22 protein-coding genes are annotated in these 23,688 nt (G+C 60.2%); 8 read left to right on the forward strand and 14 right to left on the reverse strand.

The window, feature by feature from the left end; translation table 11 throughout:
- Window positions 1-237 precede the first annotated feature (237 nt).
- Entirely contained in the window at window positions 238-1,428 is a 1,191-nt protein-coding gene (locus HRH33_RS20040) for a benzoate/H(+) symporter BenE family transporter (RefSeq protein ID WP_034099702.1), read from the forward strand.
- Window positions 1,429-1,482: 54 nt separating this feature from the next.
- Here the strand turns inward: HRH33_RS20040 and HRH33_RS20045 are convergent, their stop codons facing one another.
- The gene (locus HRH33_RS20045; RefSeq protein WP_034099703.1) at window positions 1,483-1,827 is read right to left on the reverse strand and encodes a YggL 50S ribosome-binding family protein; all 345 of its coding nucleotides are present in this window, start codon (window positions 1,825-1,827) and stop codon (window positions 1,483-1,485) included.
- Window positions 1,828-2,065: 238 nt separating this feature from the next.
- Here HRH33_RS20045 and dacB point away from each other — a divergent pair, with 238 nt between their 5' ends.
- Window positions 2,066-3,526 carry a D-alanyl-D-alanine carboxypeptidase/D-alanyl-D-alanine endopeptidase gene (gene dacB / locus HRH33_RS20050; RefSeq protein WP_034138945.1) on the forward strand — a complete coding sequence of 487 codons (1,461 nt, stop codon included), beginning with the start codon at window positions 2,066-2,068 and terminating at the stop codon, window positions 3,524-3,526.
- Between the two features lie 102 nt (window positions 3,527-3,628).
- Here the strand turns inward: dacB and HRH33_RS20055 are convergent, their stop codons facing one another.
- Window positions 3,629-6,016, reverse strand: a complete 2,388-nt coding sequence (locus tag HRH33_RS20055; protein WP_094065005.1) for a sensor domain-containing diguanylate cyclase — start codon at window positions 6,014-6,016, stop codon at window positions 3,629-3,631.
- Window positions 6,017-6,154: 138 nt separating this feature from the next.
- A complete protein-coding gene (gene rlmKL, locus HRH33_RS20060; protein WP_167416858.1) occupies window positions 6,155-8,419 on the reverse strand; it encodes a bifunctional 23S rRNA (guanine(2069)-N(7))-methyltransferase RlmK/23S rRNA (guanine(2445)-N(2))-methyltransferase RlmL in 2,265 nt (754 codons plus the stop codon).
- Window positions 8,420-8,950: 531 nt separating this feature from the next.
- Between rlmKL and rmf the strand changes: the two genes are divergently transcribed.
- Window positions 8,951-9,166, forward strand: coding sequence for a ribosome modulation factor (gene rmf / locus HRH33_RS20065; protein WP_002553055.1), 216 nt, complete (start codon window positions 8,951-8,953; stop codon window positions 9,164-9,166).
- A gap of 123 nt (window positions 9,167-9,289) precedes the next feature.
- Here rmf and HRH33_RS20070 read toward each other — a convergent pair whose 3' ends face one another.
- The 5 genes from HRH33_RS20070 to sctC all read right to left on the reverse strand — a co-directional run bounded on the left by HRH33_RS20070 (window position 9,290) and on the right by sctC (window position 13,081).
- Window positions 9,290-10,318, reverse strand: a complete 1,029-nt coding sequence (locus HRH33_RS20070) for a quinone-dependent dihydroorotate dehydrogenase (RefSeq protein WP_034138947.1) — start codon at window positions 10,316-10,318, stop codon at window positions 9,290-9,292.
- 87 nt (window positions 10,319-10,405) lie between these two features.
- Window positions 10,406-10,864 (reverse strand): transglycosylase SLT domain-containing protein, encoded by a 459-nt coding sequence (locus tag HRH33_RS20075; protein WP_123478849.1) that lies wholly within the window; start codon window positions 10,862-10,864, stop codon window positions 10,406-10,408.
- Window positions 10,857-11,246 (reverse strand): winged helix-turn-helix domain-containing protein, encoded by a 390-nt coding sequence (locus HRH33_RS20080; protein ID WP_034138949.1) that lies wholly within the window; start codon window positions 11,244-11,246, stop codon window positions 10,857-10,859. Before HRH33_RS20080 ends, HRH33_RS20075 begins: the two co-directional genes overlap by 8 nt.
- 152 nt (window positions 11,247-11,398) lie before the next feature.
- The gene (locus HRH33_RS20085) at window positions 11,399-11,626 is read right to left on the reverse strand and encodes a FliM/FliN family flagellar motor switch protein (RefSeq protein ID WP_173603540.1); all 228 of its coding nucleotides are present in this window, start codon (window positions 11,624-11,626) and stop codon (window positions 11,399-11,401) included.
- Between the two features lie 12 nt (window positions 11,627-11,638).
- The gene (sctC, locus tag HRH33_RS20090) at window positions 11,639-13,081 is read right to left on the reverse strand and encodes a type III secretion system outer membrane ring subunit SctC (protein WP_167416937.1); all 1,443 of its coding nucleotides are present in this window, start codon (window positions 13,079-13,081) and stop codon (window positions 11,639-11,641) included.
- 272 nt (window positions 13,082-13,353) lie between these two features.
- Here sctC and HRH33_RS20095 point away from each other — a divergent pair, with 272 nt between their 5' ends.
- The 5 genes from HRH33_RS20095 to cobA all read left to right on the forward strand — a co-directional run bounded on the left by HRH33_RS20095 (window position 13,354) and on the right by cobA (window position 19,027).
- Window positions 13,354-14,580: a CmpA/NrtA family ABC transporter substrate-binding protein gene (locus HRH33_RS20095; RefSeq protein ID WP_167416857.1), complete on the forward strand. Its 1,227-nt coding sequence runs from the start codon at window positions 13,354-13,356 to the stop codon at window positions 14,578-14,580.
- Window positions 14,581-14,593: 13 nt separating this feature from the next.
- On the forward strand, window positions 14,594-15,169 hold the full coding sequence (locus tag HRH33_RS20100; protein ID WP_167416856.1) for an ANTAR domain-containing response regulator: 576 nt from the start codon (window positions 14,594-14,596) through the stop codon (window positions 15,167-15,169).
- A 208-nt stretch (window positions 15,170-15,377) separates the two neighbouring features.
- Window positions 15,378-16,589, forward strand: coding sequence for a nitrate/nitrite transporter (locus HRH33_RS20105; RefSeq protein WP_034099712.1), 1,212 nt, complete (start codon window positions 15,378-15,380; stop codon window positions 16,587-16,589).
- Complete coding sequence (locus HRH33_RS20110) at window positions 16,589-18,259, forward strand: bifunctional protein-serine/threonine kinase/phosphatase (protein ID WP_167416936.1); 1,671 nt, start codon at window positions 16,589-16,591, stop codon at window positions 18,257-18,259. Before HRH33_RS20105 ends, HRH33_RS20110 begins: the two co-directional genes overlap by 1 nt.
- 24 nt (window positions 18,260-18,283) lie before the next feature.
- Window positions 18,284-19,027, forward strand: a complete 744-nt coding sequence (gene cobA / locus HRH33_RS20115) for a uroporphyrinogen-III C-methyltransferase (protein WP_167416855.1) — start codon at window positions 18,284-18,286, stop codon at window positions 19,025-19,027.
- A gap of 59 nt (window positions 19,028-19,086) precedes the next feature.
- Here cobA and HRH33_RS20120 read toward each other — a convergent pair whose 3' ends face one another.
- From HRH33_RS20120 to rraA, 6 genes are all read right to left on the reverse strand, one after another.
- The gene (locus tag HRH33_RS20120; protein WP_167416854.1) at window positions 19,087-20,067 is read right to left on the reverse strand and encodes an OmpA family protein; all 981 of its coding nucleotides are present in this window, start codon (window positions 20,065-20,067) and stop codon (window positions 19,087-19,089) included.
- A 107-nt stretch (window positions 20,068-20,174) separates the two neighbouring features.
- Window positions 20,175-20,765: an RNA polymerase sigma factor SigX gene (sigX, locus tag HRH33_RS20125; RefSeq protein WP_034114827.1), complete on the reverse strand. Its 591-nt coding sequence runs from the start codon at window positions 20,763-20,765 to the stop codon at window positions 20,175-20,177.
- 87 nt (window positions 20,766-20,852) lie between these two features.
- On the reverse strand, window positions 20,853-21,677 hold the full coding sequence (locus HRH33_RS20130; protein ID WP_034099717.1) for a mechanosensitive ion channel family protein: 825 nt from the start codon (window positions 21,675-21,677) through the stop codon (window positions 20,853-20,855).
- Between the two features lie 2 nt (window positions 21,678-21,679).
- Window positions 21,680-21,925 (reverse strand): hypothetical protein, encoded by a 246-nt coding sequence (locus HRH33_RS20135; protein ID WP_005790375.1) that lies wholly within the window; start codon window positions 21,923-21,925, stop codon window positions 21,680-21,682.
- A gap of 86 nt (window positions 21,926-22,011) precedes the next feature.
- A complete protein-coding gene (locus HRH33_RS20140) occupies window positions 22,012-23,007 on the reverse strand; it encodes a zinc transporter ZntB (protein WP_167416853.1) in 996 nt (331 codons plus the stop codon).
- Between the two features lie 25 nt (window positions 23,008-23,032).
- Complete coding sequence (rraA, locus tag HRH33_RS20145) at window positions 23,033-23,524, reverse strand: ribonuclease E activity regulator RraA (protein WP_034114828.1); 492 nt, start codon at window positions 23,522-23,524, stop codon at window positions 23,033-23,035.
- Window positions 23,525-23,688: the final 164 nt, after the last annotated feature.

Here is a 23,688-nt window from a genome sequence, read left to right on the forward strand (position 1 = left end):
CGGGTTTGGAGAACGGCGGCGAATTATCGGTGATACGGCGACTTTACGGTAATACGGCAACAGCGGGTCGCTGGCAAGTATCCGCTAAAAACAGCGCACATTGTACACAACCCAATGGGCCAACACACTGTACGGCTGTTTGCGCGGTCGGCTGTATTGCAATGCGTCGTTACGTTTGAGTTTAGGCTTGAATCTGCGCCTTCACCGGCAAACCCCAGGTAAAAAGGAACAGCGTTCATGACTGACGCCACCCAAGCGCCCCTGCGCCCACTGGCCGACACTTCCCCTTCGGCGGTTGTCGCCGGTTTTATTGCCATGATGACCGGCTACACCAGCTCCTTGGTGCTGATGTTCCAAGCCGGACAAGCCGCGGGCTTGACCACGGCGCAGATCTCCTCATGGATTTGGGCGATTTCCATCGGCATGGCGGTGTGCAGCATTGGCTTGTCCCTGCGTTACCGCACGCCGATCACCATCGCCTGGTCCACCCCCGGCGCGGCGCTGTTGATCACCAGCCTGGGCGGTGTCACCTACGGCGAAGCCATCGGTGCCTATATCACCTGCGCGGTGCTGGTGACGCTGTGCGGGCTGACCGGCAGCTTTGAAAAACTGGTCAAGCGCATTCCGGCGTCACTGGCGGCCGCGTTACTGGCCGGCATTCTGTTCAAGATCGGCAGTGAGATTTTCGTCGCGGCGCAGCATCGCACCGGCCTGGTGCTGGGGATGTTCTTCACTTACCTGATCATCAAGCGCGTGTCACCGCGCTATGCCGTGCTTGCCGCGCTGATCATCGGCACCCTGTTGTCGGGCGCGATGGGGTTGCTGGATTTCAGCGGGTTTCATCTGGAAGTCGCCACGCCGGTGTGGACCACCCCGCACTTCTCGCTGGCAGCCACTATCAGCATCGGCATTCCGCTGTTCGTGGTGGCGATGACCTCGCAGAACATGCCGGGCGTGGCGGTGTTACGCGCCGATGGCTATAACGTGCCGGCCTCGCCGCTGATCACCGCCACCGGCCTGGCCTCGTTGGTGCTGTCACCGTTCGGCTCCCACGGCATCAACCTGGCAGCGATCAGCGCGGCCATCTGCACCGGCCCCCACGCCCACGAAGACCGTAACAAACGGTACACAGCAGCGGTTTGGTGCGGTGTGTTCTACGGCATTGCCGGGGTGTTCGGCGCGACACTGGCGGCATTGTTCGCAGCCTTGCCCAAGGAACTGGTGCTGTCGATTGCGGCGTTGGCGTTATTTGGCTCGATCATCAACGGCTTGAGCATTGCCATGAATGAACCCAAGGAACGGGAAGCGGCGCTGATCACCTTTATGGTCACCGCGTCAGGCTTGACGTTGTTTTCCATCGGCTCGGCGTTCTGGGGGATCGTGGCGGGGGTGTTGACGCTGTTGATTCTGAATGGGCGCAAGGCCTGAGTTTTCAAAGCCCCAAACGAAACAGCGACCCGGGCGGGTCGCTGTTTCAGCACATCAGGCTACCGGGTTGATCGGCGTCTCTGGGTGCCATGCGTCCAACAGCGGGCTCACTTCAACGCGAGTCAGCTCTGGGCGGGCCTTGAGCCACGCCTCGACGGTTGCACGCTGCTCTTCGCTGACCGAACCGCGTTTGGCCGAGCACACCAGACCGAAGTCGTCGCCGCCTACGTAGTCCAGGCCATTGCCGTCCATCGCTTCAGTCAGGAATGCTTCGAGGAAAGCGTCAACCGCTTCATCGTCCAAACCTTCTTTGAAGTCCAGGTTCAGTTCGAAACCCAGCTCTTGAAATTCATCAACGCACAGTTTTTTGCGCAGACGCCGGGAACGGTTAGTCGCCATTGGAACAGTCCTCTTAAGTAATAACGGCCGGCACTTTAGCAGCTTAAGGCGGCAATTGCCTGACTCTCTGGGACGGGCGGCATTTTGCCTGGAAAAAAAACGCGGATTAGCAGCTATCGTTCAGCTACAAGTATCTGTGCCTTGGGGCATAATGCCGACACTTTCTTGACCATTGAGGGATTTTTCCTATTTACCCCTCGCCTTTTTCACCCTCCTCAGCAGTAGGGTCTTATTCTTTATGATCAAATCTTTGCGTCCATTGTTACTTGCCGGGTTTCTTCTGCCACTGGCCTTTTCCGTCACCGCCGCTCCGATCAACACCACCCTGCCGCCCAACGTCGCGCAGGCCCTGCAAAAAGCCAAACTGCAAAATACTGCGTTGTCCCTGGTCATGCTGCCGCTCAACGGCCCCGGCACGCCCACCGTATTCAACGCCGACGTTTCGGTGAACCCGGCCTCTACCATGAAACTGGTCACCACCTATGCGGCCCTGGAAATGCTCGGCCCCAACCACCAGTGGAAAACCGAGTTCTACACCGACGGCACCCTCAACGGTGGCGTGCTGCATGGCAACCTCTACCTCAAGGGCGGCGGCGACCCCAAGCTGAACATGGAAAAGCTGTGGCTGCTGATGCGCGATTTGCGCGCCAACGGTGTGCAGCAAGTCACTGGTGACCTGGTGCTGGATCGCGGCTTCTTTATCCCGCCGCAATTGCCGGAATTCAACGACGATGGCAATGACGAGAACAAGCCGTTCCTGGTCAAGCCCGATGCGCTGCTGGTCAACCTCAAGGCCCTGCGTTTCGTCACGCGCAACGATGGCGGACGGGTGCTCGTTTCGGTAGAGCCACCGATTGCCAGCATTCGTATCGACAATCAGGTCAAGGTCTCCAACGCCAAGCAATGCACCGGCGATGTGCGCTACAACCCGGTGACCGCCGCCGATGGCAGCGTGACGGTGACCGTCAGCGGGCAACTGGCCGACGGCTGCAGTTCACAGACGTACCTGTCGCTGCTCGACCACGCCACCTACACGGCCGGCGCGGTGCGGGCGATCTGGAAGGAACTGGGCGGCAGCATCCAGGGCCGCGACATCCAGGCGCCGGTGCCCAAGAATGCCAAGGTCCTGGCGCGCGCATTCTCGCCGGACCTGGCGGAAATCATCCGCGACATCAACAAATACAGTAACAACACCATGGCCCAGCAGTTGTTCCTGAGCCTGGGCGCACAATTCAGAAACGATGCCGACGGCGACGATGCCAAGGCCGCGCAGCGCGTGGTGCGTCAGTGGCTGGCGAAAAAAGGCATCACCGCGCCGCACTTGGTGATGGAGAACGGCTCCGGCCTGTCCCGCGCCGAACGGGTCAGCGCCCGTGAGATGGCAGCCATGCTCCAAGCCGCGTGGCGAAGCCCTTACGCGGCGGAGTACATCAGCTCGATGCCCATCGCCGGCACCGACGGCACCATGCGTAAGCGCTTGAAGACCACCGCCATGCGCGGCGAAGCCCACGTCAAGACCGGCACCTTGAACACTGTGCGCGCCATCGCCGGGTTCAGCCGCGACAACAACGGCAATTCGTGGGTCGTGGTGGCGATCCTCAACGATCCGAAGCCATGGGGCGCATCGTCAGTGCTCGACCAGGTGCTACTGGATCTGTATCGCCAGCCAAAACTGACGGCGGCGGCACCGGTGCTCTAGCACCCACCGTCGTTAACCTGTGGAAGGGGTTTATCGTGGCGAGCAGGCTTGTCCTGCTCACCACCGAGTCATGTGTGAGCCTTTAAGTATCCCACCGGGCTTTCAAGCCTGAACCCTCTGCGCCTCAACCCGGTCCCTGCCCGCCTGCTTGGCCACGTACACCGCCGAGTCGGCGCGTAGCAGCAACCCATCGATGCCTTCATCGCCCCGCCAACTGGCCACGCCAAAGCTGGCGGTGACGATCCCCACCGGGTCCATCGGCGCACTGCGCAACGACTGCCACAATTCCAGCGCCAGGCTGTAGGCCTGTTCAGCATCGGTGGTGGGGCACAACACCATGAACTCTTCACCCCCAAAACGGCAGAACACATCGGTGCGGCGCAGACGCTGGCTGATGCGCGAGCACAACTCCTGCAACACCCCATCGCCTACCGCGTGGCCATGCTTGTCGTTAATGCGCTTGAAATGATCGACATCCAACATGATCACCGACAATGCCCCCTGGGTTCGATTGAGCCTGGCAATTTCGGCGCGCAAGCGATCCTGAAAGTAGCGCCGGTTATAAATGCCGGTCAGCGAGTCGGTGATGGATAAGGCACGCAACTCCTCTTCCACCCGCTTGAGATCGGAAATATCCGACACATACCCATGCCACAACGTACCGCCGCCAGGTAACTCTTCCGGGGTTGCTTCGCCACGAATCCAGCGCAGGCCGCGCTGCGGCAACAGCACGCGATACTCTTCGCGCCAATGGCTCAGTTGCAATGCGGACAGGCGCACCGAAGCGCGCACCCGCTCTGCGTCCAACGGATGGATGCGCTCGAACACGCGCTTGGCATCCTGCTGCAACAACCCCGTTTCGATTTCGTAGATATCGCGCATGCCGTCGCTGGCATAGATAAAGCGCCAGTTATCCTGAGGTTCCAGGGTGAACTGAAAGATCCCGCCGGGGACATGGGCGCTGAGCTTTTTAAGCAGTCGGTCGCGGACGGCCAGGGCTTCGTAGGCGCGCTTTTGCTCGGTCACATCCAGGTAAATCGCCAGATGCCCGACCCAAAGGCCGTGGTCATCCAGCAGGACGGTGGCCAGCATGGTGACGCTCAGCGGACTGCCGTCGTTTCGGATCAAGGTCCACTCGCGCGCTTCGTGCAAACTGTCGGGGCTTTCCACCAACATGGCCTGGCTGGCGGGAATGCGCTTGCCCAGGGTCACGCCCAGTTTGGCGGAACGCATTTCCAGTTCTGTCGCCAGGTGCAGACTTTCCAGGGTCAACTTGCCCACCACCTGGTCGGCGGTGAAGCCGAGCATCTGTTCAGCGCCGGCATTGAACGTGTTGATCACACCGCGTAAGTCAGTGGCAATGATGGCAACCTGGGTGGCCGCGTTCAGCACACTGCGCAATTGGCCGTGGGCACCGCGCAATTCCTGCTCACGCAGACGCAACTGCTGGGTACGCTGCTCGACCATTTTCAAAGCACGCTGGCGCTGGCTGACCAGCATATACAGCAAGATGCTCAGCAGCAGGCTGAGCAAGCTGCCCATGATCAGGATAGCGGCCAACGAAGAATGATTGGCCCTAGCGAATATTTCGCTCGGGCGCAGGGTCAAGGCATAGACATGATCGCCCAGGGTCAGGCGCCGTACCCCCTCGAGGCGGCTGTCGGCCACGGCATTGTTGGATTCATAGAGCACACGTTGTTGCTGGTCCGAGGTGTCGACAATCTGCATCACCAGGTTGTCCCGCTCCGGCTTGGGCAAACCGTCGGCCATCAGCTGGCGCATGCTGATCACCGCCATGACGTAGCCATAGGGCTGTTCAGTACCCGCCTCTCGGCTCACGGGGGCCACCAGCAATACGCCGGCTGCATAGGCCGGCTCCACGCCCACCAACTGCATGGGTTGAGACACCGCCAGCTTGCCGCTTTTATGCGCGCGCTCCAGAGCCGAACGCCGCAAGGGCTGGGCCAATAGGTCAAAGCCCAAGGGCGAACCCAACAGGCTCTGGGTCTGGCTGTAGAGCACCGGCACGTACTCATCGCGCTCCGGCGCGGGGACCAGTTCACCCGCCGCGTTCAACTCACGGATCACGAAATCCACGCCTCTTTCTCGGGACACTTGCTGTTCAAACTGGCTGCGTTGCTGACGCAGCACCCGTGGCGCCCAGGCGTATGCGCGTGCGCGCAGGAGCAATGGCTGGGTAAACCCATCGAACTCTTCGCGGGACACATCGGAGGAATTGACAAAAAAACGCCGAAGGCTGTTAAGGCGTTGTTCCTGATCTTCAAAGCGCTCCTGCAAACGGGTGTAGCGCTCGTTGACCAGCAGTTGAAAGCGCTGGCGCACCTGTTGCTGATACAGATCGTGAGTGGCCCAGGCGACGATACCCGTCAAGGTACAACCGGCCAATAGCACCACCAATGCCACCAGCCAAGCCGATGCCTGCTCACTGATGAAGCCTAGGATTTTCGGGCGAACGGCTTGCAACGGCATAGGCAACACTCACAACGCCAGCGTGCGGGGGGTGTCACTTTGGCTTGGCCTTAAGTTATAGCTATCGGCCAGTAGTTTGACCAGCGCAAAAAAGCCGCAAGCCTGGAATATCCTGGCTTGCGGCTTTTTATGCAGCCATCAGCGAGCGGTGATTTTCCACGCGCGGTGGATTTTCGCATTGCGCGCGAAATCCGGGTCGATGGTTTTGTCGCTGATTTCCTCGACCGCATAGCGCTCGCTGAGATTGTCTTCCAACTGGAACTTGCGGAAGTTGTTGGAGAAGTACAGCACGCCGCCCGGTGCCAGGCGGGCCATGGCCAAGTCTAGCAACTGCACATGGTCGCGCTGTACGTCGAAGATGCCTTCCATGCGCTTGGAGTTGGAGAAGGTCGGCGGGTCGATGAAGATCAGGTCGAACTCATCGCGACTGGCTTCCAGCCACGCCATCACATCGCCCTGCTCCAGGCGGTTCTTGTCGGAGAAACCGTTGAGGGAGAAGTTGCGACGCGCCCAGTCCAGGTAGGTCTTGGACAGATCGACACTTGTAGTGCTGCGCGCACCGCCCTTGGCCGCGTGCACACTGGCAGTGGCGGTGTAGCAATACAGATTGAGGAAGCGCTTGCCGGCCGCCTCTTTCTGAATGCGCATACGCATCGGGCGGTGGTCGAGGAAGAGGCCGGTGTCCAAGTAATCCGTGAGGTTGACCAGCAGCTTCACACCGCCCTCGCTCACCTCAGTGAACTTGCCCTGGGCGCTCTGACGCTCGTACTGCTTGGTACCGCTCTGACGCTCGCGACGCTTGACCACCACGCGGCTCTTGTCGATGTTCAGCGCCTGGGGAATGGCCGCCAGAGCATCGAACATGCGCGCGGAAGCTTTTTCCGGGTCGATGGACTTGGGCGCGGCGTACTCCTGCACATGCACCCAGTCGTGGTACAGGTCGATGGCCATGGAGTATTCCGGCATATCGGCGTCATACACACGGTAGCAATCCACGCCCTCACGCTTGGCCCACTTGCCCAGCAGCTTGAGGTTTTTTTGCAGGCGATTGGCGAACATCTGCCCGCCTTCGCTCAGGCGCGCCTGCTCGACCACGGGAGCCGGGGCCGGTTTGATCGGGTTACCGTTCTTGTTGTACTGGCGCTCTTGCGGCTCGGTCGGGGCCTGGTCGTATGCAGCCTGCTCGCGTTCGGCCTGGCGCTGTTCCGGGGTACGGCGCTCGCCGGTGACGAACTGGTCGGGGTTGACCTTGATCAGCAGCAATTTGCACGGCAAGGCGCCGTTCCAGAACGAGTACTGCTTGTGGCTGCGGATGCCCATGCGCTTGCCCAGGTCGGGCGCACCGGTGAACACTGCGGCTTCCCAGCCCATGCAGGCTTGGCGCAGACGTTCGCCGAGGTTCTGGTAGAGGTACAACAGGCTGGCTTCATCGCCCAGACGCTCGCCGTAAGGCGGGTTGCAGATCACCAGGCCTTTCTGGTTCTGGTCCGGGCGCGGCTCGAAGGTCCCGACCTCCCCTTGGTACACCTTGATCCAATGGCTCAGACCGGCGCGCTCAATGTTGTTGCGCGCGGGTTGAATCAGGCGCGGGTCGGCTTCGTAACCTCGAATCCACAGCGGCGTTTTGTTCATGCCAATCGCGGCGCGCTCGCTGGCCTCGGCGTGCAGCTTTTTCCACAGCGCCGGGACATGACCGAGCCAGGTGGTAAAGCCCCACAGTTCACGGTTGAGGTTGGGCGCCATATCGGCCGCAATCATCGCGCCTTCCACCAGGAAGGTACCCACGCCGCACATCGGGTCGGTCAGCGCACCGCCTTCAGCGGCGATACGCGGCCAACCGGCGCGAATCAGGATCGCGGCCGCCAGGTTTTCCTTCAGCGGCGCCGCGCCCTGCTGCAGGCGATAGCCGCGCTGGTGCAGGCTATGACCGGAGAGATCGAGGGACAGGATGGCTTCGCCACGGTCCAGGCGCAGGTGGATACGCAAGTCCGGATTGATCTTGTCGATGGACGGGCGCTCGCCGGTCGGAGTGCGCAGTTTGTCGACGATCGCATCCTTGACCTTCAGCGCGCCGAAGTGGGTGTTGTCGATACCGGAGCCGTGACCGCTGAACTCCACTGCCAGAGTGCCGTCAGGGACCATGTGGTCGGCCCAGTCGATATCCAGAACGCCGTGGTAAAGGTCTTCGGCGTCCTTCATGGGGAAACGCTTGAGCACCAGCAGCACGCGGTTGGCCAGGCGCGACCAGAGGCACAGCCGGTAAGCGGTCTCCATGTCGGCCATGCCGCGCACGGCCGAAGTGTGCTCGCGCGCCTCCTCAAGGCCAAGCCCGACGGCTTCCTCGATCAGCAGGCCTTCGAGGCCCTTGGGGCAGGTGAGGAAGAGTTCAAAACGGTCCGACATGGGGCATTCCAGGCTTTTCAGCAATAAGTGAACGGGCGACGCATCGCCGGTTCGGTTTTCAATCAAGCACTTTTCTTGAAGAGTGCTCGCGTGGCACGAATGTGCCGTTCCACCCCGGCTGCCAGGCCGTTGGGCCTTTATTTACGGGGCAGATAAAAATGTGTAGCAACAAAAAGAAATATTCCGACCCTTCGTCGAATAATAACCGACTGCAACAGACGGACATTCTTACTTAAGGATTAAACCTTTCCTCTATGCGGGGTGCATCATAGCTGGCTTTGCCAGACAAATGGGGCGTAAAGCCATCCCAGCTTATGGCTATAGCATCGTTATCGTTACGTGCTTATGACAAAACGATCATTGAATCCATGTGACCTATTGGTTAGAACTCACCACAGGTTGGCGCCGTAACGACGCCGACACATCGGCTCGCCACGCCGGCAGCGAGCCCACCAACGGCAGAAAAACTCTGCCCGGCCTCAGACGAGGCCGAAGGATATCAAGACAGTCAACAAGTGAGGGAAACACCCTATGAGAAGACTTAAGCGTGATCCGTTGGAAAGAGCGTTTTTACGCGGATATCAATATGGCGTTCATGGCAAATCCCGTGAGCTTTGCCCATTTACTCTACCGTCGGTACGCCAAGCCTGGATCAACGGCTGGCGCGAAGGACGCGGCGACAACTGGGACGGTATGACAGGCACTGCGGGAATCCACAGACTCAACGAACTTCACGCCGTCGGCTAATCAGGGCATTTAATTCCGACACACCACCTTTGAAGCTGTAACGACTTACCATGCGCGCCCCATCCGGGCGGCGGGCTTCGGCCCAGGGGGCTCCTTGATGGAGCCCTTTTTTATGGGCGCCGTTCAGGCCTTTCTGGGCAATGCGGCAATCGCATCCACCGACTCACGAATCAACGCCGGGCCTTTATAGATAAAGCCAGAGTACAACTGCACCAGGCTCGCACCCGCGGCGATTTTCTCGGCCGCGTGCTTGCCTTCAGTGATGCCGCCCACCGCGATGATCGGCAAGCGCCCCGCCAGCTCGGCGGCCAGCACCTTGACGATATGAGTGCTTTTATCGCGGACCGGCGCACCCGACAGACCGCCCGCCTCGTCACCATGGGCCAGACCTTCAACGCCGGCACGACTCAAAGTGGTATTGGTGGCAATCACCGCGTCCATTCCGGAATCCACCAGGGCCTGGGCCACCAGCACGGTTTCTTCGTCGCTCATGTCCGGGGCGATCTTGATCGCCAGCGGCACGCGCTTGCCATGGCGAACGGCCAGGTCTTCCTGACGCTGGCGCAGGGCTTCGAGCAATTGCTTGAGGGAATCACCGAACTGCAGGCTACGCAGGCCTGGGGTATTCGGCGAACTGACGTTAACGGTGACGTAGCTGGCGTGGGCATAGACCTTGTCCAGGCAGATCAAGTAGTCGTCCACCGCGCGCTCGACCGGCGTGTCGAAATTCTTACCAATATTGATGCCGAGAATGCCGCTGTACTTCGCGGCCTGGACCCGTGACAGCAGGTGATCGACGCCCAGGTTGTTAAAGCCCATGCGATTGATGATCGCCTCGGCTTCCGGCAGGCGGAAGATGCGAGGCTTGGGGTTGCCCGGCTGCGGTCGCGGCGTCACGGTGCCGATCTCAACAAAGCCAAAGCCCAATTGCGCGAAACCATCAATGGCCGCACCGTTCTTGTCCAGGCCGGCAGCCAGCCCGACCGGGTTGGGGAAGTCCAGCCCCATCACCGATACCGGCATTTTTGCCGGCGCCTTGCACACCAGACCATTGAGTCCCAGGCGGCCACCGGCACCGATCAGGTCCAGGGACAGATCGTGGGAGGTTTCCGGGGAGAGTTTGAACAACAGCTGGCGGGCCAGGGTATACATGGGCGGGCTAGACTCGGATGGCGACGAAGGTGGCGGCGATTATAGCCGGGGTAACCGCGCGCAGGCGAGGCATGCCGCCCAACGTCGCTAACGCTGCATGACCAGGGCCTCATAACGCGCCCAGATTTTTTCGGCATAGCGCTGGCGTAGTACATCGCGCTCCGGCCCAGAACCCGGCCCCGCATTGTAGGCGCCCACTGCTGTCCAGTTGTAGCCGAAGCGCTGGATAAACTCGGCGAGTATCGACGCACCAACCTCCACCGACAGGCACGGTTCGTTCAACAAACGCTCCTCGGTAATCCCCAACTTGAGCAGGCGCGGCAAATGCATGCTGTTGATCTGCATCAGGCCGATGTCTCGGGTGCCGTTGCTGTTGGCGGTGTTTACCGCGTCAGCTCGATAGCCCGACTCCACCGCGGCGATGGCTTGCAATAACTCCGGTTCGATGTCGTAACGACCGGCAATTTCCTCCCAGCAGTAGGCCAACGCCGGATGCGCGCTCATCAACCAACCAAAGAGCAGCGCCTTGCTCCAACGCTTATCCATGTCGGACCTGACCGCAGGCAGAACACACTTGCCCCCCTTGAGTGTGCCCGTCTCGGCGCACCTTGACCGGACAGTTAAAGCGATAGCCCCTGCCGTAGATCGTCTTGATAAACCCCTTGTCGGCGCCCAAATGTTTGCGCAGCGAGTAGATGCACCGTGTCAGGGATTCTTCGGCGACCTCGCCTTGGGGCCAAACCAGCTCCAGCAAGCGATCCTTAGTCATCAGCGCACCACCCGACACCAGCAGCAATCGCAAGACATGCCACTCCTTGGGCGGCAATTGAATATCGGCGCCCTCACCGGTCAAGCGCCCATCGCCATGCAAGGTCCAACAGGCAAAAGCCAGGGAAACCGTCGTCAACTCATCATTCACGACGCCCATATCTACCTCGGTATCCGACAACTGACATTGAAGTCCTTATTTCCTTGACTGGCGCTTGCGCCCACGCGACGACTATAAAAACCCGCCTGACAACCCACCCTAGGAAAAAGCTCAGAGATCCTGCGTTTTTTGGGATCACTGCGTAGGGCGTTTCACGACGTGAACGCACCTGGGGCCCACTCTTGATAAACCTCATGCAGCTCAACCCCCAAGCGGTCCTCCAGTTGCACCAACTCGCCCAAGGCCAGCAGTTGGCCGTTGACCCGAACTTCCACGCAGTGAATGACCGCTGGCGCCAACGGCAACACCTTCCCTGGCGCAAAAGCGGCCAGACGCTTGCGGCTGATCAGTTGTTCCTGCAGAAGAATTTCCAAATGCATGGGTCAATGCCTTTATTCACGGGATCCGTCGCGATTTGGCCGCACGAACGCACGTTGCACACGCTCGTATTGCGCCGCGGTCAATGGAGGCGGCCCGCTGCCTGCGGCCGCGCCTTTCGCCTCTTCTGCGGCAGCGCGGGCCTGAATCACAAACAGGCGGACATCAGCCGAGCGTGCGGGCACCGTGCTACGGCTCTGTTCGCGCGAGTCACGGGGGAACGCGCCCAGCCACAGGCGCTTGCCCTGGGAGACGCGCACCACGCTGCTGACCCCTACCCGCCCGACCCCTGCCGGTTTATCGCGCCGCCCCTTGGCACTCATGGGGCGACCATCCTCAATATCCAGGAGCATCTCGATTTCGTTCGCCTCGGCAAAACGCGGCAGCACACTGACCTGAGTGGCGTAATGCACAGGCTTCCACTCGGCGGTGTCATCCGCGCGGGCCGGCAGATAGAACGTATGGTTGTCGTTAAACACCGCCGGCACGTTCTCCTGAGTCAGAATCACCGGCAGCGTCACCACCTTTGCTCGACGGCGGCGCTCCAGCGCAGCGATCTGCGCCATCAGGCGGTTATCCTCCAGCGGCTCCATGACACGAGTGGTCGAGGTTTTGGCATCTTCATCCCAGACCAGGTTGAGTTTTTTCAGCTCATCGCGGCCCATGTCGACCAGCCACAGCGACACTTCGATCGATCGCCTGGGCGTATCCAGTTCCGCCACCAGTTGTTCGATAAACCGCACCTGTGCAGGTTTGCCTCTGATCAGCAGGCTGTTGGTGTCCGGATAAGCGATGACCGCAAGACTTTTGTCGGCCAGCACCCCCTTGTGCTCACTGGCCAGCACCGCTTCGATTATTGACGCTATCCCCGCGACCCTGACCTTGCCCTCACCTATCGCGTACTCACGGTCCGCCACATGGGTGTTGAGTACCTGAACCACCCCAAAGGCCTGGTCACCCACGCGCAGTTCAGCGCGCTCGCGGTCCATCAATTGCGCCAGGCGCAACACCCGGTCGACATAGCTCGGCGGGCCGGACACATAGAATGTGCGCGCGCCGTCGGCACGCAGGGGAAAGTGGGATTCCTGCAGCCCAGAGCGACGCATGAGGCTGCGAAACCGATCAATGGAAATATGCCGCAACGACACCGCCGAGCTTTTCGCTTCGCTGGCGTCATAGAGATAAAACCCTTGGCCGTCGCTGTACCAGATCAAGCCATGCTGCCGTGCCAGTTCTTCCAGGGTCTGCTGTGGCGCAGTCAAATCAAACAGACCACTGACGCGTTTGCGCGCCACCTCGCGACTCACCACGATCGGCAGACCAAAGGGTACCGACAGCGCGGTGAACACGGTATGCAGGCTCTCCTCCCGGGCCTGATAGGTCTCGCCCCAGGCCACTCCACATGCCAGCCACAGCGCGGCACACAGCCACCAGCGGCGAAGGCGGCGGCGAGACATGCGTTCGAGGAAGTCAGCGTACACCGTGGAAGTTCCTGGGGGCTGGCAGAGGAAAGCGGCCATACTGCGAGGCCGCCTCTTTTCAATCTTGATGGAAATTTAACGGCTGCCCATCACGCTCACCCCGTGGCATGTGCCTTGCTATGAACTCTGTATCAAAGCGCGTACCAACGGCGGAACGGGCTTACGGACAAAGGCGTCGTTACCCGCAATGGCCATGCATCGCCATCTGAGGGAGCGACGCTTTTTTTTGAATGAAAAGGTAGGTGCGGATGAACGATTCGGTGGGCAACGGCCCGATAAGCAACGCGCTGGCGTGGGTGAACGGCAGCGATGCGCCGGAAAAGAGCACTCTCGACCTGGGCTTTATGGCCTTGAGCGATTGCGCCTCGTTGGTAGTGGCGGCGACCCAGGGTTTCGCACAACCCTACGGCCTTACCCTGAATCTCAAGCGTCAATCTTCCTGGGCCAACCTGCGTGACAAGCTGGTCAGTGGGGAGTTGGATGCCGCCCACAGCCTGTATGGGCTGATCTACGCCGTACACCTGGGTATCGGTGGCGTGGCGCCCACCGACATGGCCGTGTTGATGGGCCTGAACCAAAACGGTCAGAGCATCAATCTTTCCCGTGGTCTGCAACAACAAGGGGTGGTCACTCCTGAGGCATTGGATCGCCATGTGCACCAAAGCCGAACAAAACTGACCTTCGCTCAGACATTTCCCACCGGCACCCATGCGATGTGGCTGTACTACTGGCTGGCGAGCCAAGGCATTCATCCGTTGCAGGACGTTGACAGTGTGGTGGTGCCGCCCCCGCAAATGCTTGCGCATCTGCAAGCCGGCCGGATCGACGGGTTTTGCGTGGGCGAGCCCTGGAGCGCCAACGCGGTCGCGCAAGATCAGGGCTTTACCCTGGCGACCAGCCAGGCGATCTGGCCAAACCATCCAGAGAAAGTCCTCGGCTGTACCCACGCGTTCGTCGAGCAATACCCCAACACGGCGCGGGTACTGGTGATGGCCATCCTCGAAGCCAGCCGCTTCATTGAACAGAGCATTGAAAACCGGCGGTCCACGGCGCAATTACTCAGCGGCCGCGAATACCTCGACGCGCCGCTAGATTGTATTGAGCCACGTTTACTCGGGGCGTATGACGACGGCTTGGGCAACCACTGGCAGGACCCTCACGCGCTGCGGTTTTTTGCGGGTGGCGAGGTCAACCTGCCGTACCTCTCCGACGGCATGTGGTTCATGACCCAGTTTCGCCGCTGGGGCCTGTTGCGCGACGACCCGGATTACCTGGGCGTGGCGCGCCAGGTGCAGCAACTGGCGCTGTATCGCGAGGCCGCCACCGCCTTGGGCCTCAACGCCGGGGACCAGGACCTGCGCAGCAGCCAGTTGATCGACGGCAAAGTCTGGGACGGCTCGGACCCGAACGGCTACGCCCGCAGCTTCCGCTTGCATGCGCTGGCCGATCACGCCAACCGCCAAGCCTTGCGCTGACAGGAGAACTGCCATGCTGCGAATCCTGTTGATCAATGACACCCCCCGCAAGGTCGGGCGCTTGCGCACGGCGCTGATCGAAGCCGGTTTCGAGGTGATCGACGAGTCCGGCCTGACCATCGACCTGCCAGCACGCGTCGAAACGGTGCGTCCGGACGTGATTCTGATCGATACCGAGTCACCGGGTCGCGATGTGATGGAGCAAGTGGTGCTGGTCAGTCGCGACCACCCACGCCCCATCGTGATGTTCACCGATGAACATGACCCGAATGTGATGCGCCAGGCCATCAAGTCCGGGGTCAGTGCCTATATCGTGGAAGGCATCCAGGCCCAGCGTCTGCAGCCGATCCTTGATGTGGCCATGGCCCGCTTCGAGAGCGATCAGGCCTTGCGCGCGCAGTTGCAGGCGCGGGACCAACAGCTGGCGGAACGCAAACGCATCGAGCTGGCCAAGGGCATGCTGATGAAAATGAAGGACTGCAATGAAGAAGAGGCCTACACCTTGATGCGCCGCCAAGCCATGAGCCGCCAGCAGAAATTGATCCAGGTGGCAGAGCAGATCATCGCCATGAGTGAGCTGCTCGGTTGATTTGGCTCAGCTCTTGCTAATGAATCATCACAGGTAACCAACGGCGGTTGCCCCTCCACGACAAAGACGTCGCACATCCGGTTTGCCCTCGCGAACCCGGTGGCGGCGTTTTTTTCGTTTTGGCCCCTGTGTGGGGCCGGTGGGGCGGCCGTAGTGGCTGTTCCATCACCAGGCCTTCTTACAAGACTCCTAACCGTTGAGGTGCGTGATGAAATCAAGCTTCTGGAAATCCGGGCACACCCCGACCCTGTTTGCCGCGTTCCTGTATTTCGACCTGAGTTTCATGGTCTGGTATCTGCTGGGCCCGCTGGCGGTGCAGATTGCCGCCGACCTGCAATTGACCACCCAGCAACGCGGCCTGATGGTGGCAACACCGATCCTGGCCGGTGCGGTGCTGCGTTTTCTGATGGGAATGCTGGCCGACAGGCTGTCGCCCAAGACCGCCGGGCTGATCGGCCAGGTGATCGTGATTGTCGCGCTGTTCGGGGCCTGGAAACTGGGCATCCACAGTTACGAACAGGCTCTGCTGCTGGGGCTGTTTCTGGGTATGGCCGGCGCGTCCTTCGCCGTGGCGCTGCCCCTGGCTTCACAGTGGTACCCCGCCGAGCACCAAGGCAAGGCCATGGGTATTGCCGGTGCCGGTAATTCGGGCACGGTATTCGCTGCCTTGCTGGCCCCGGTGCTCGCAGCGGCGTTTGGCTGGAGCAATGTGTTCGGGTTTGCGCTGATTCCGTTGATCTTGACGCTGGTGGTCTTCGCCTGGCTGGCGCGCAATGCCCCTGAACGGCCGAAAGCCAAATCCATGGCCGACTACTTCAAGGCCCTGGGCGACCGTGACAGCTGGTGGTTCATGTTTTTCTACAGCGTAACGTTCGGCGGCTTTATCGGCCTGGCCAGCGCATTGCCCGGATATTTCAACGATCAATACCACCTCAGCCCGGTGACTGCCGGCTACTACACCGCCGCATGCGTGTTTGGCGGCAGCCTGATGCGTCCGCTGGGGGGGGCTCTGGCGGACCGATTCGGCGGCATCCGCACCCTGCTGGGCATGTACAGCATCGCGGCCATCTGCATTGCCGCCGTGGGCTTCAACCTACCCAGTTCGTACGCAGCATTGGCGCTTTTCGTCTGCACCATGCTCGGTCTCGGCGCAGGCAACGGCGCGGTGTTCCAATTGGTTCCGCAGCGCTTTCGCCGTGAAATCGGCGTGATGACCGGGTTGATCGGCATGGCCGGCGGCATCGGTGGCTTCGCGCTCGCGGCCGGCATGGGCGCGATCAAACAGAGCACCGGTAGCTATCAACTGGCCCTGTGGTTGTTCGCCAGCCTGGGCGTATTGGCATGGTTCGGCCTGCACGGCGTCAAGCGTCGCTGGAGAACCACTTGGGGCTCGGCCGCCGTGACGGCTGCACGCGTCTGATGAGCCTGCAACTGAGCGTCGCCCAGGCCAGTGCCATCGGCCCGCGCCCGGAAAACCAGGATGCGCTGCGGGTGGTCACCCCCGTGGCGGAACTGGCGGCCAGCAAAGGCTATTTGTGCGCCATGGCCGACGGTGTCAGCCAATGTGCCGATGGTGGATTGGCCGCGCGCTCGACCTTGCAAGCCCTGGCGATGGACTACTACGCCACGCCGCAAACCTGGAGCGTAGCCCAGGCACTGGAACGTTTACTGCTGGCCCAGAATCGCTGGTTGCAAGCCAACGGTGGTGGCCAGCCGCTGCTAACGACTCTAAGTGCCCTGGTGTTTCGGGGTCAGCGTTTTACCTTGGCCCATGTCGGCGATTGCCGGGTCTATCGCTGGCTGGACGGCCAACTGCAACGCATCAGCGAGGATCACGTCTGGGAACAGCCGGGCATGCAGCACGTCCTTAAACGTGCGCTGGGCCTGGATCAACATGTGGTGCTGGATTTTCTAGACGGCCACTTGCGCGAGGGCGAGTGCTTCCTGCTGCTCAGCGACGGCGTATGGGCAACCTTGGCCGAGCACAGCATCCAGGCCATCCTGCGTGAGCAGGCGGACCTGGACATAGCCGTGGCCACCTTGGTCAACACCGCCCACTTGGCCGGCAGCCAGGACAATGCCAGCGCGTTGCTGGTACGCGTTGATGCCTTGGGTGCCGCCACCCTCGGCGACGCCCTGGTGCAGTTACAGCAATGGCCGCTGCCACCGCCATTGAAACCCGGCCAACCGTTCGAAGGCTGGCGGGTGGAAGCATTAGTGGCGCAAAGTCGACAATCCTTGCTCTACCGGGTCCGCGATACCCAGCAACAGCCCTGGCTGTTGAAAACCTTGCCACTGAGCCATGACGACGATAGCCAAGCCGGCCAGGCTTTGCTGGCCGAAGAGTGGTTTTTGCGGCGCATGGCCGGACGCGCATTCCCAGAAGTGCACAGCGCCGGTAGCCGGCAGCACTTGTATTACGTCATGCGCGAGTATCCGGGGCAGACCCTCGCCACCCTGTTCCAGCTTCAGGGGCCCCTGCCTCTGGCCCAATGGCAGTCCGTCGCCGAGCGCTTGCTGCGGGCCGTGGGCCTGCTGCACCGGCGGCAAATCCTGCACCGCGATATCAAACCGGAAAACCTGTTGTTGGGGGACGACGGCGAGTTGCGCGTGCTGGATTTCGGCCTGGCTTACTGCCCCGGCCTGTCGGAAGACCGTGCCCACGAACTTCCGGGCACTCCAAGTTTTATCGCGCCCGAAGCCTTCAATGGCCAAGGGCCTACTGCCCAACAAGATTTATACAGCGTTGGCGTCACCTTGTATTTCCTGCTGACCGGGCATTACCCCTACGGCGAAATCGAAGCCTTCCAACGGCCCAGATTCACCCAGCCTGTCAGCGCAAGCCGCTATCGCCCCGACCTGCCGGACTGGCTGCCGCTGAGCCTGGAACGGGCGGTGGCCGCCCAGCCGTCGCAGCGTTACGAAACCGCCGAAGAATGGCTACTGGTACTGGAGCAGGCTGACCGGCGTGAGCTGAGCGTCCGCCCCAGGCCTTTGCTGGAGCGAGAACCGCTAAAAGTCTGGCAAACCGTGGCACTGCTGTCGGTGTTGATCAATCTGGTGCTGCTGTATGCACTCCTTCACAACTGAGTATCTCTACACGAGGGCAACCTTATGAACGCAAAAGTCTGGTTGGTGGGCGCAGGTCCCGGCGATCCGGAGTTGTTGACCCTCAAGGCGGTGCGCGCCCTGTGTGAAGCCGACGTGGTGTTGATCGATGATCTGGTCAACCCGGCAGTTTTGGACCACTGCGCCGCGGCGCGCGTGATCACCGTGGGCAAACGCGGTGGCTGCCGCTCCACCCCTCAGGACTTTATCCACCGCCTGATGTTGCGCTACGCACGCCAGGGCAAATGCGTGGTACGCCTCAAGGGCGGTGACCCGTGCATTTTCGGACGAGGCGGCGAAGAGGCGCTGTGGCTGCGGGATCGGGGCATTGAGGTGGAACTGGTCAATGGCATCACCTCAGGGCTGGCAGGCGCGACCAACTGTGGGATTCCCCTGACATTGCGTGGTGTAAGCCGTGGCGTAACGCTGGTCACTGCGCACACCCAGGATGACAGCCAACTGAACTGGCGCGCCCTGGCCGAAGGCGGGACTACCCTGGTCGTGTATATGGGGGTGGCCAAACTGGAAGAGATTCGTCAGCACTTGATGGAGGGTGGCATGGCGGCGGACATGCCCGTGGCGATGATCGAGAATGCCTCACTGCCCCAGCAGCGCGAGTGCCGTAGCCTGTTGTCGCGCATGCACGAGGATGCCCAGGCATTCGCCCTGAAAAGCCCGGCGATCCTGGTGATAGGCCGTGTTGCCGCCAGTGAACAAGCTGCATATGTCGCAGCCGCCGCCAGCGCATGACACAAATGGCAGGCGAAAAAAAACCCGGCCTGAGCCGGGTTTTTTCTACAACTCAGTAATTACTGAGCGGTAGCTTCAACCGAAGCTTCTACGCGGCGGTTGATAGCGCGACCAGCTTCAGTTGCGTTGTCAGCAACTGGGCGGGATTCGCCGTAACCTACAGCAGTTACACGGCTAGGAGCCACGCCGTCTTTAACCAGGACTTGCTTAACAGCGTCAGCACGACGCTGGGACAGCTTCTGGTTGTAAGCGTCTGGACCTACGGAGTCAGTGTGACCAGCTACTTCTACGTTAGTAGATGGGTACTGAGCCATGAAGTCGGCCAGGTTTTTCACGTCGCCGTAGCTGTTAGGCTTAACAACGGCTTTGTCGAAGTCGAACTTAACGTCCAGCTCAACACGAACAACCTGAGCAACTGGAGCTTCTGGCTCTGGAGTTGGCTCTGGAGCTGGTGCTGGGGTAGGAGCTGGAGCAGCTGCGCCAGCGTTACCGCCGAAGTTCACGCCCAGGCCGACCAGTGCGGAGTAATCCCACTTGCCGTTGTCCAGACCGTAGTCAGCTTCAACACCGGCACGAGCGTACAGGTTGTTGGTGAAGTAGTACTTAACGCCGGTACCGACAGTGGCGAAAGTGGTCTGGTCGCGACCGCTGTGACCGTCAGCCTTAACGTTGGTACGGCTCTGGTGACCGAAACCGCCTTCTACGTATGGACGCAGGGAGTCTACGCCAGCTTGACCGAAGTGATACTGGGCAACCAGGCTGCCGGTATCGCCTTTGATCTTCTGGTTACCAGTACCGTCGTTCGAACGGGTGTGGTTGGTCTTGTCGTAGGACAGGTCCAAGGACAGGTCGTCGGTCAGGAAGTAACCGATGCGAGCGCCAGGATTGAAGCCGTCTTCGATGTGCTTGACGCTATCGTTGTACTGCTTCTTGTAGAACAGCTCGCCTTCAACTGCGCCTTGGCCTTGTGCCAGAACGCCGAAAGAAGTAGCGGCAATAAGAGAACCAATGGCCAAGCCCAAGGTGTTTTTCAGTTTCATCCGTTAAATCCCCATCTGGTGATTGTAAAGCAGTCCCACAAACCGGGGGACAACTCGGCGACAAGTCTAACAGAACTTGCCTACACGTAAGAGATATTTGCCACGCACTAAGTTTCAGTCTCGCCCGCAAATTTCTCACGTAATTTATCAAGAGCACGTTTGTAACGCATTTTTGTAGCACTCAAACCCATGTGCATGATGTCGGCGATTTCCTGAAACTCCAGCTCTGCGACAAAACGTAGCACCAGAATTTCCCGATCAATCGGATTCACATGCACCAACCAGCGATCGAGCCCGCCCTTTTCCTCGGGTGCCGGCGCCTTTTCTTCAGACGCCTCCTCAAGGGGGTCCAGGCTCAAAGCGTCCATCAAGCGACGCTTTCGCCGTTCCTTTCGATACTGCGTGATGCACTCGTTGTACGTGATGCTGTAGAGCCAGGTCTTGAACTTCGATTTGCCCTCGAAGTTCTTCAGGCCGTACAACACCTTGAGCATCACTTCCTGACAGACATCGTCAGCATCTCTATCGTTCCCCAAATACCTTGAACAAACGTTGAACAGAGTGCGTTGATATCTGCGCATCAATTCTTCGTACGCGCGAGTTACGTGAAACAGCTCCGTGTGCGAGCGCGCGACCAACTCCTCATCAGAGAGCTCACGGGGGTCATAGCGCGTGGACAGCGATTGGGCTTTATTCAAAACAAGTCGTGCCGACAGTCAGGTCAATGTCCGCTGCGGCCCGGTCACCCGGGTTCGCGGCGGCGTACATTAGCAGGGTTTGCCGGTTTAGCGGCTACTGACCTGCTGTTCCAGGAGAATGCGATTGGACAGCGACACCAGCTCGCCGTCATCGGTCAACACGGTCGTCTTGACTGTGCCGATCTCCTCGATTTGCCCTTCGACCTCGCCCACACGCACCTGTTGGCCCACCTGGTACAACTCGCGCACATAGATTCCTGCAAGAATCTGACCGGCAATTTCCCGGCTACCCAAGCCCATGGCCAGCGCAACGGCCAGACCAACGGTAATCAAAACGATCACAATCACATGGTTGAGCAGGTCGGTCTTGACCTCCAACTGGCTGATCGCGACCGAAATACTGATGATGATCACCAGCCCCTGGGCGATCCGCCCCAGGCCGGCCGCGTAGTCCAACCCCACGCCTTCGGCGGCTCCGCGCACCAGCCCGTTGGCCAACTGCGCCAGTAAAACACCTACCAGCAGCACCAGCGCGCCGCCGAAAACCTTCGGCAAATACAGCGCAAGCATGTCGAGCGTAGCTGAAACTCGCTCAAGGCCAAGGGATTGAGCGGCAGAAACCAGAAAAATCAGCAACACGAACCAGTAGACGATCTTGCCGACCAGTGTGGAGATCGGCACTTGCAACCCGGCGCGCCCCAGCAGCTTGGTCAGGCCGGTGCCTGCCATCAAGCGATCAAGGCCCAGTTTCGCGAGCAATTTGGACAGCAGGGTGTCGAGCAGCTTGGCCACGACAAAACCCAGCAACACCAGCACCAGCGCACCGAACAGGTTGGGAATGAAGTTTGCCACCTTGGTCCACAATGCGGTCATCGCGGTGACCAGGCTCTGGGTCCAGAGATCAAGTTCCATATTCAATCAGCCTTATCAGCAGTGCGAGCAAGAGGTTTACGACGGGAAACCGGTGAAACGTGGGCAGAACCATTGTTCAGCGCCATCATCAAGGCCGGCAGCCAACGACCGAGCAGACCGAACAGATCCCCCGCCCCGACCTGGCGGTTGGCGGTTTTCAACACGCGCCCCAGGCAAGCATCGTCATCGCGGTTGGACGGCGAAGCATTGAGCATGTCACGCAAAGACTGTTCGAACGGATCGTGCATAAAGACCTCTCGCAAGTGATTTAAAAGACGAGGGTAAATTTCATGGGGTCACATGGGACCCTTCCTACGTTCAGCTCATATTCAGCTCAAACCCAGCGCAACCGTCGAAACAGCCACCATTGCCCGAGCGCCACCGCGACCATCAGCAGGCACGCAAGCATGAATCCATAGGGGCTGGCCGAGAACGGAATGCCGCCCACATTGATGCCCAGCAAACCGGTCAGGAAGCTCATCGGCAGGAAGATTCCAGTGATGATTCCGAAGCGGTACATGGTGCGGTTCATGCGTACGCTCAAGCGCCGGTCTTCGGCCTCCAGCACAAGCCCCACGCGCTCCCGGGTCAATTCGAGCTCTTCCAGATAGCGTGTGAGGCTGTTGTTCAATTCGTTCCAGTAATCAGCATCGTCGTCGCAGAACCACGGCAATTTGATCCGCGTGAGCTGAGCAAAAATATCCCGCTGCGGTGCCAGAAATCGCTTGAGCCCGGCCGCTCGCCGGCGGATCTGCAACACGCTGCCATGCTCCGGGGTATACCGTTCGTCGGTATCGAGTTTTTCTTCCTCGGCATCGACGATTTCAGACAAATCCGTGACCAGATCCTGCACTTTATTGGTCAGGTACTGCGCCATATAAAGGATAAGTTCCGACGCGGTGCGCGGCCCCTTGCCATCCGCCAGTTGCAACAGCAACTCATCGGTGGCGCGCAACGGGCGCAGACGCAGGGAAATCACCCGGTTGGCCGCCGCGAAAATGCGCACCGAGACCATGTCTTCCGGTTCGGCGCCGGGATTGAGGTTGACCCCTCGCAGAAACAGCAACAACTGCGAATCCGGCAGCGGCAACAGGCGCGGGCGAGTGTTTTCCTCCAGCAACAGGTCGCAGGCGAATTCACTCAAGCCACTGGATTTGCGCAGCCAGGTCTGCGTCTGGGGATGGCTGCGATCCCAGTGCAGCCACAGGCTTTCCTGGGGCTGCAACTGCAGGTCATCCAGCTCAGTCCGGGCAATCGAACGCGCACCGCCTTTACCGTCCAGCACCAGGGCATGCACCAGCCCCCATTGCGCGTTTTCTTCCTCGAACATCCTCACCCCTGTCGGCTTTTACGATTTATTCAGGCATTTTCAACGGGCTGGGCGACACGATCACGCCATTGTTATCGGCATACACGTATTCACCCGGGCGGAAGGTGACGCCGGCAAACGTGACCGCCACGTTCAGGTCGCCAATGCCGCGCTTGTCGGTTTTCATCGGGTGACTGGCCAGGGCTTGTACGCCCAGGTCGGTCTGGGCGATGACGTCGACATCACGGATGCAACCGTAGATGACCAGCCCTTCCCAACCGTTTTTTGCAGCTTTCTCGGCGATCATGTCGCCCAGCAGCGCGCGGCGCAGGGAACCACCACCGTCGACCACCAGCACCTTGCCGGTGCCCGGCTGGTCGGCCTGTTCCTTGACCAGCGAGTTATCCTCAAAGCACTTGATGGTGACAATCTCGCCGCCAAAGGAGTCTCGGCCGCCAAAATTGCTGAACATCGGCTCGACCACCTGCACCAATTCAGGGTAGGCGTCGCACAGGTCGGGGGTCACGTAATGGTTCATCGAAAAATTCCTTTCTGCCAGAGAAGTGTCTTTCAAAGAAGTACCGGGCGAAACGGGTGGGAAACATCCCATCGGTTTCACTGCAACGCAATAGCCTCTACGCGACTGAATATGACCAGAAGCGTCCGGCGCGTCATATCTTAGCCGCAACCTCGCAGGAGTGA

Source organism: Pseudomonas rhodesiae (genome assembly GCF_013285305.1).
GTDB lineage: Bacteria > Pseudomonadota > Gammaproteobacteria > Pseudomonadales > Pseudomonadaceae > Aquipseudomonas > Aquipseudomonas rhodesiae.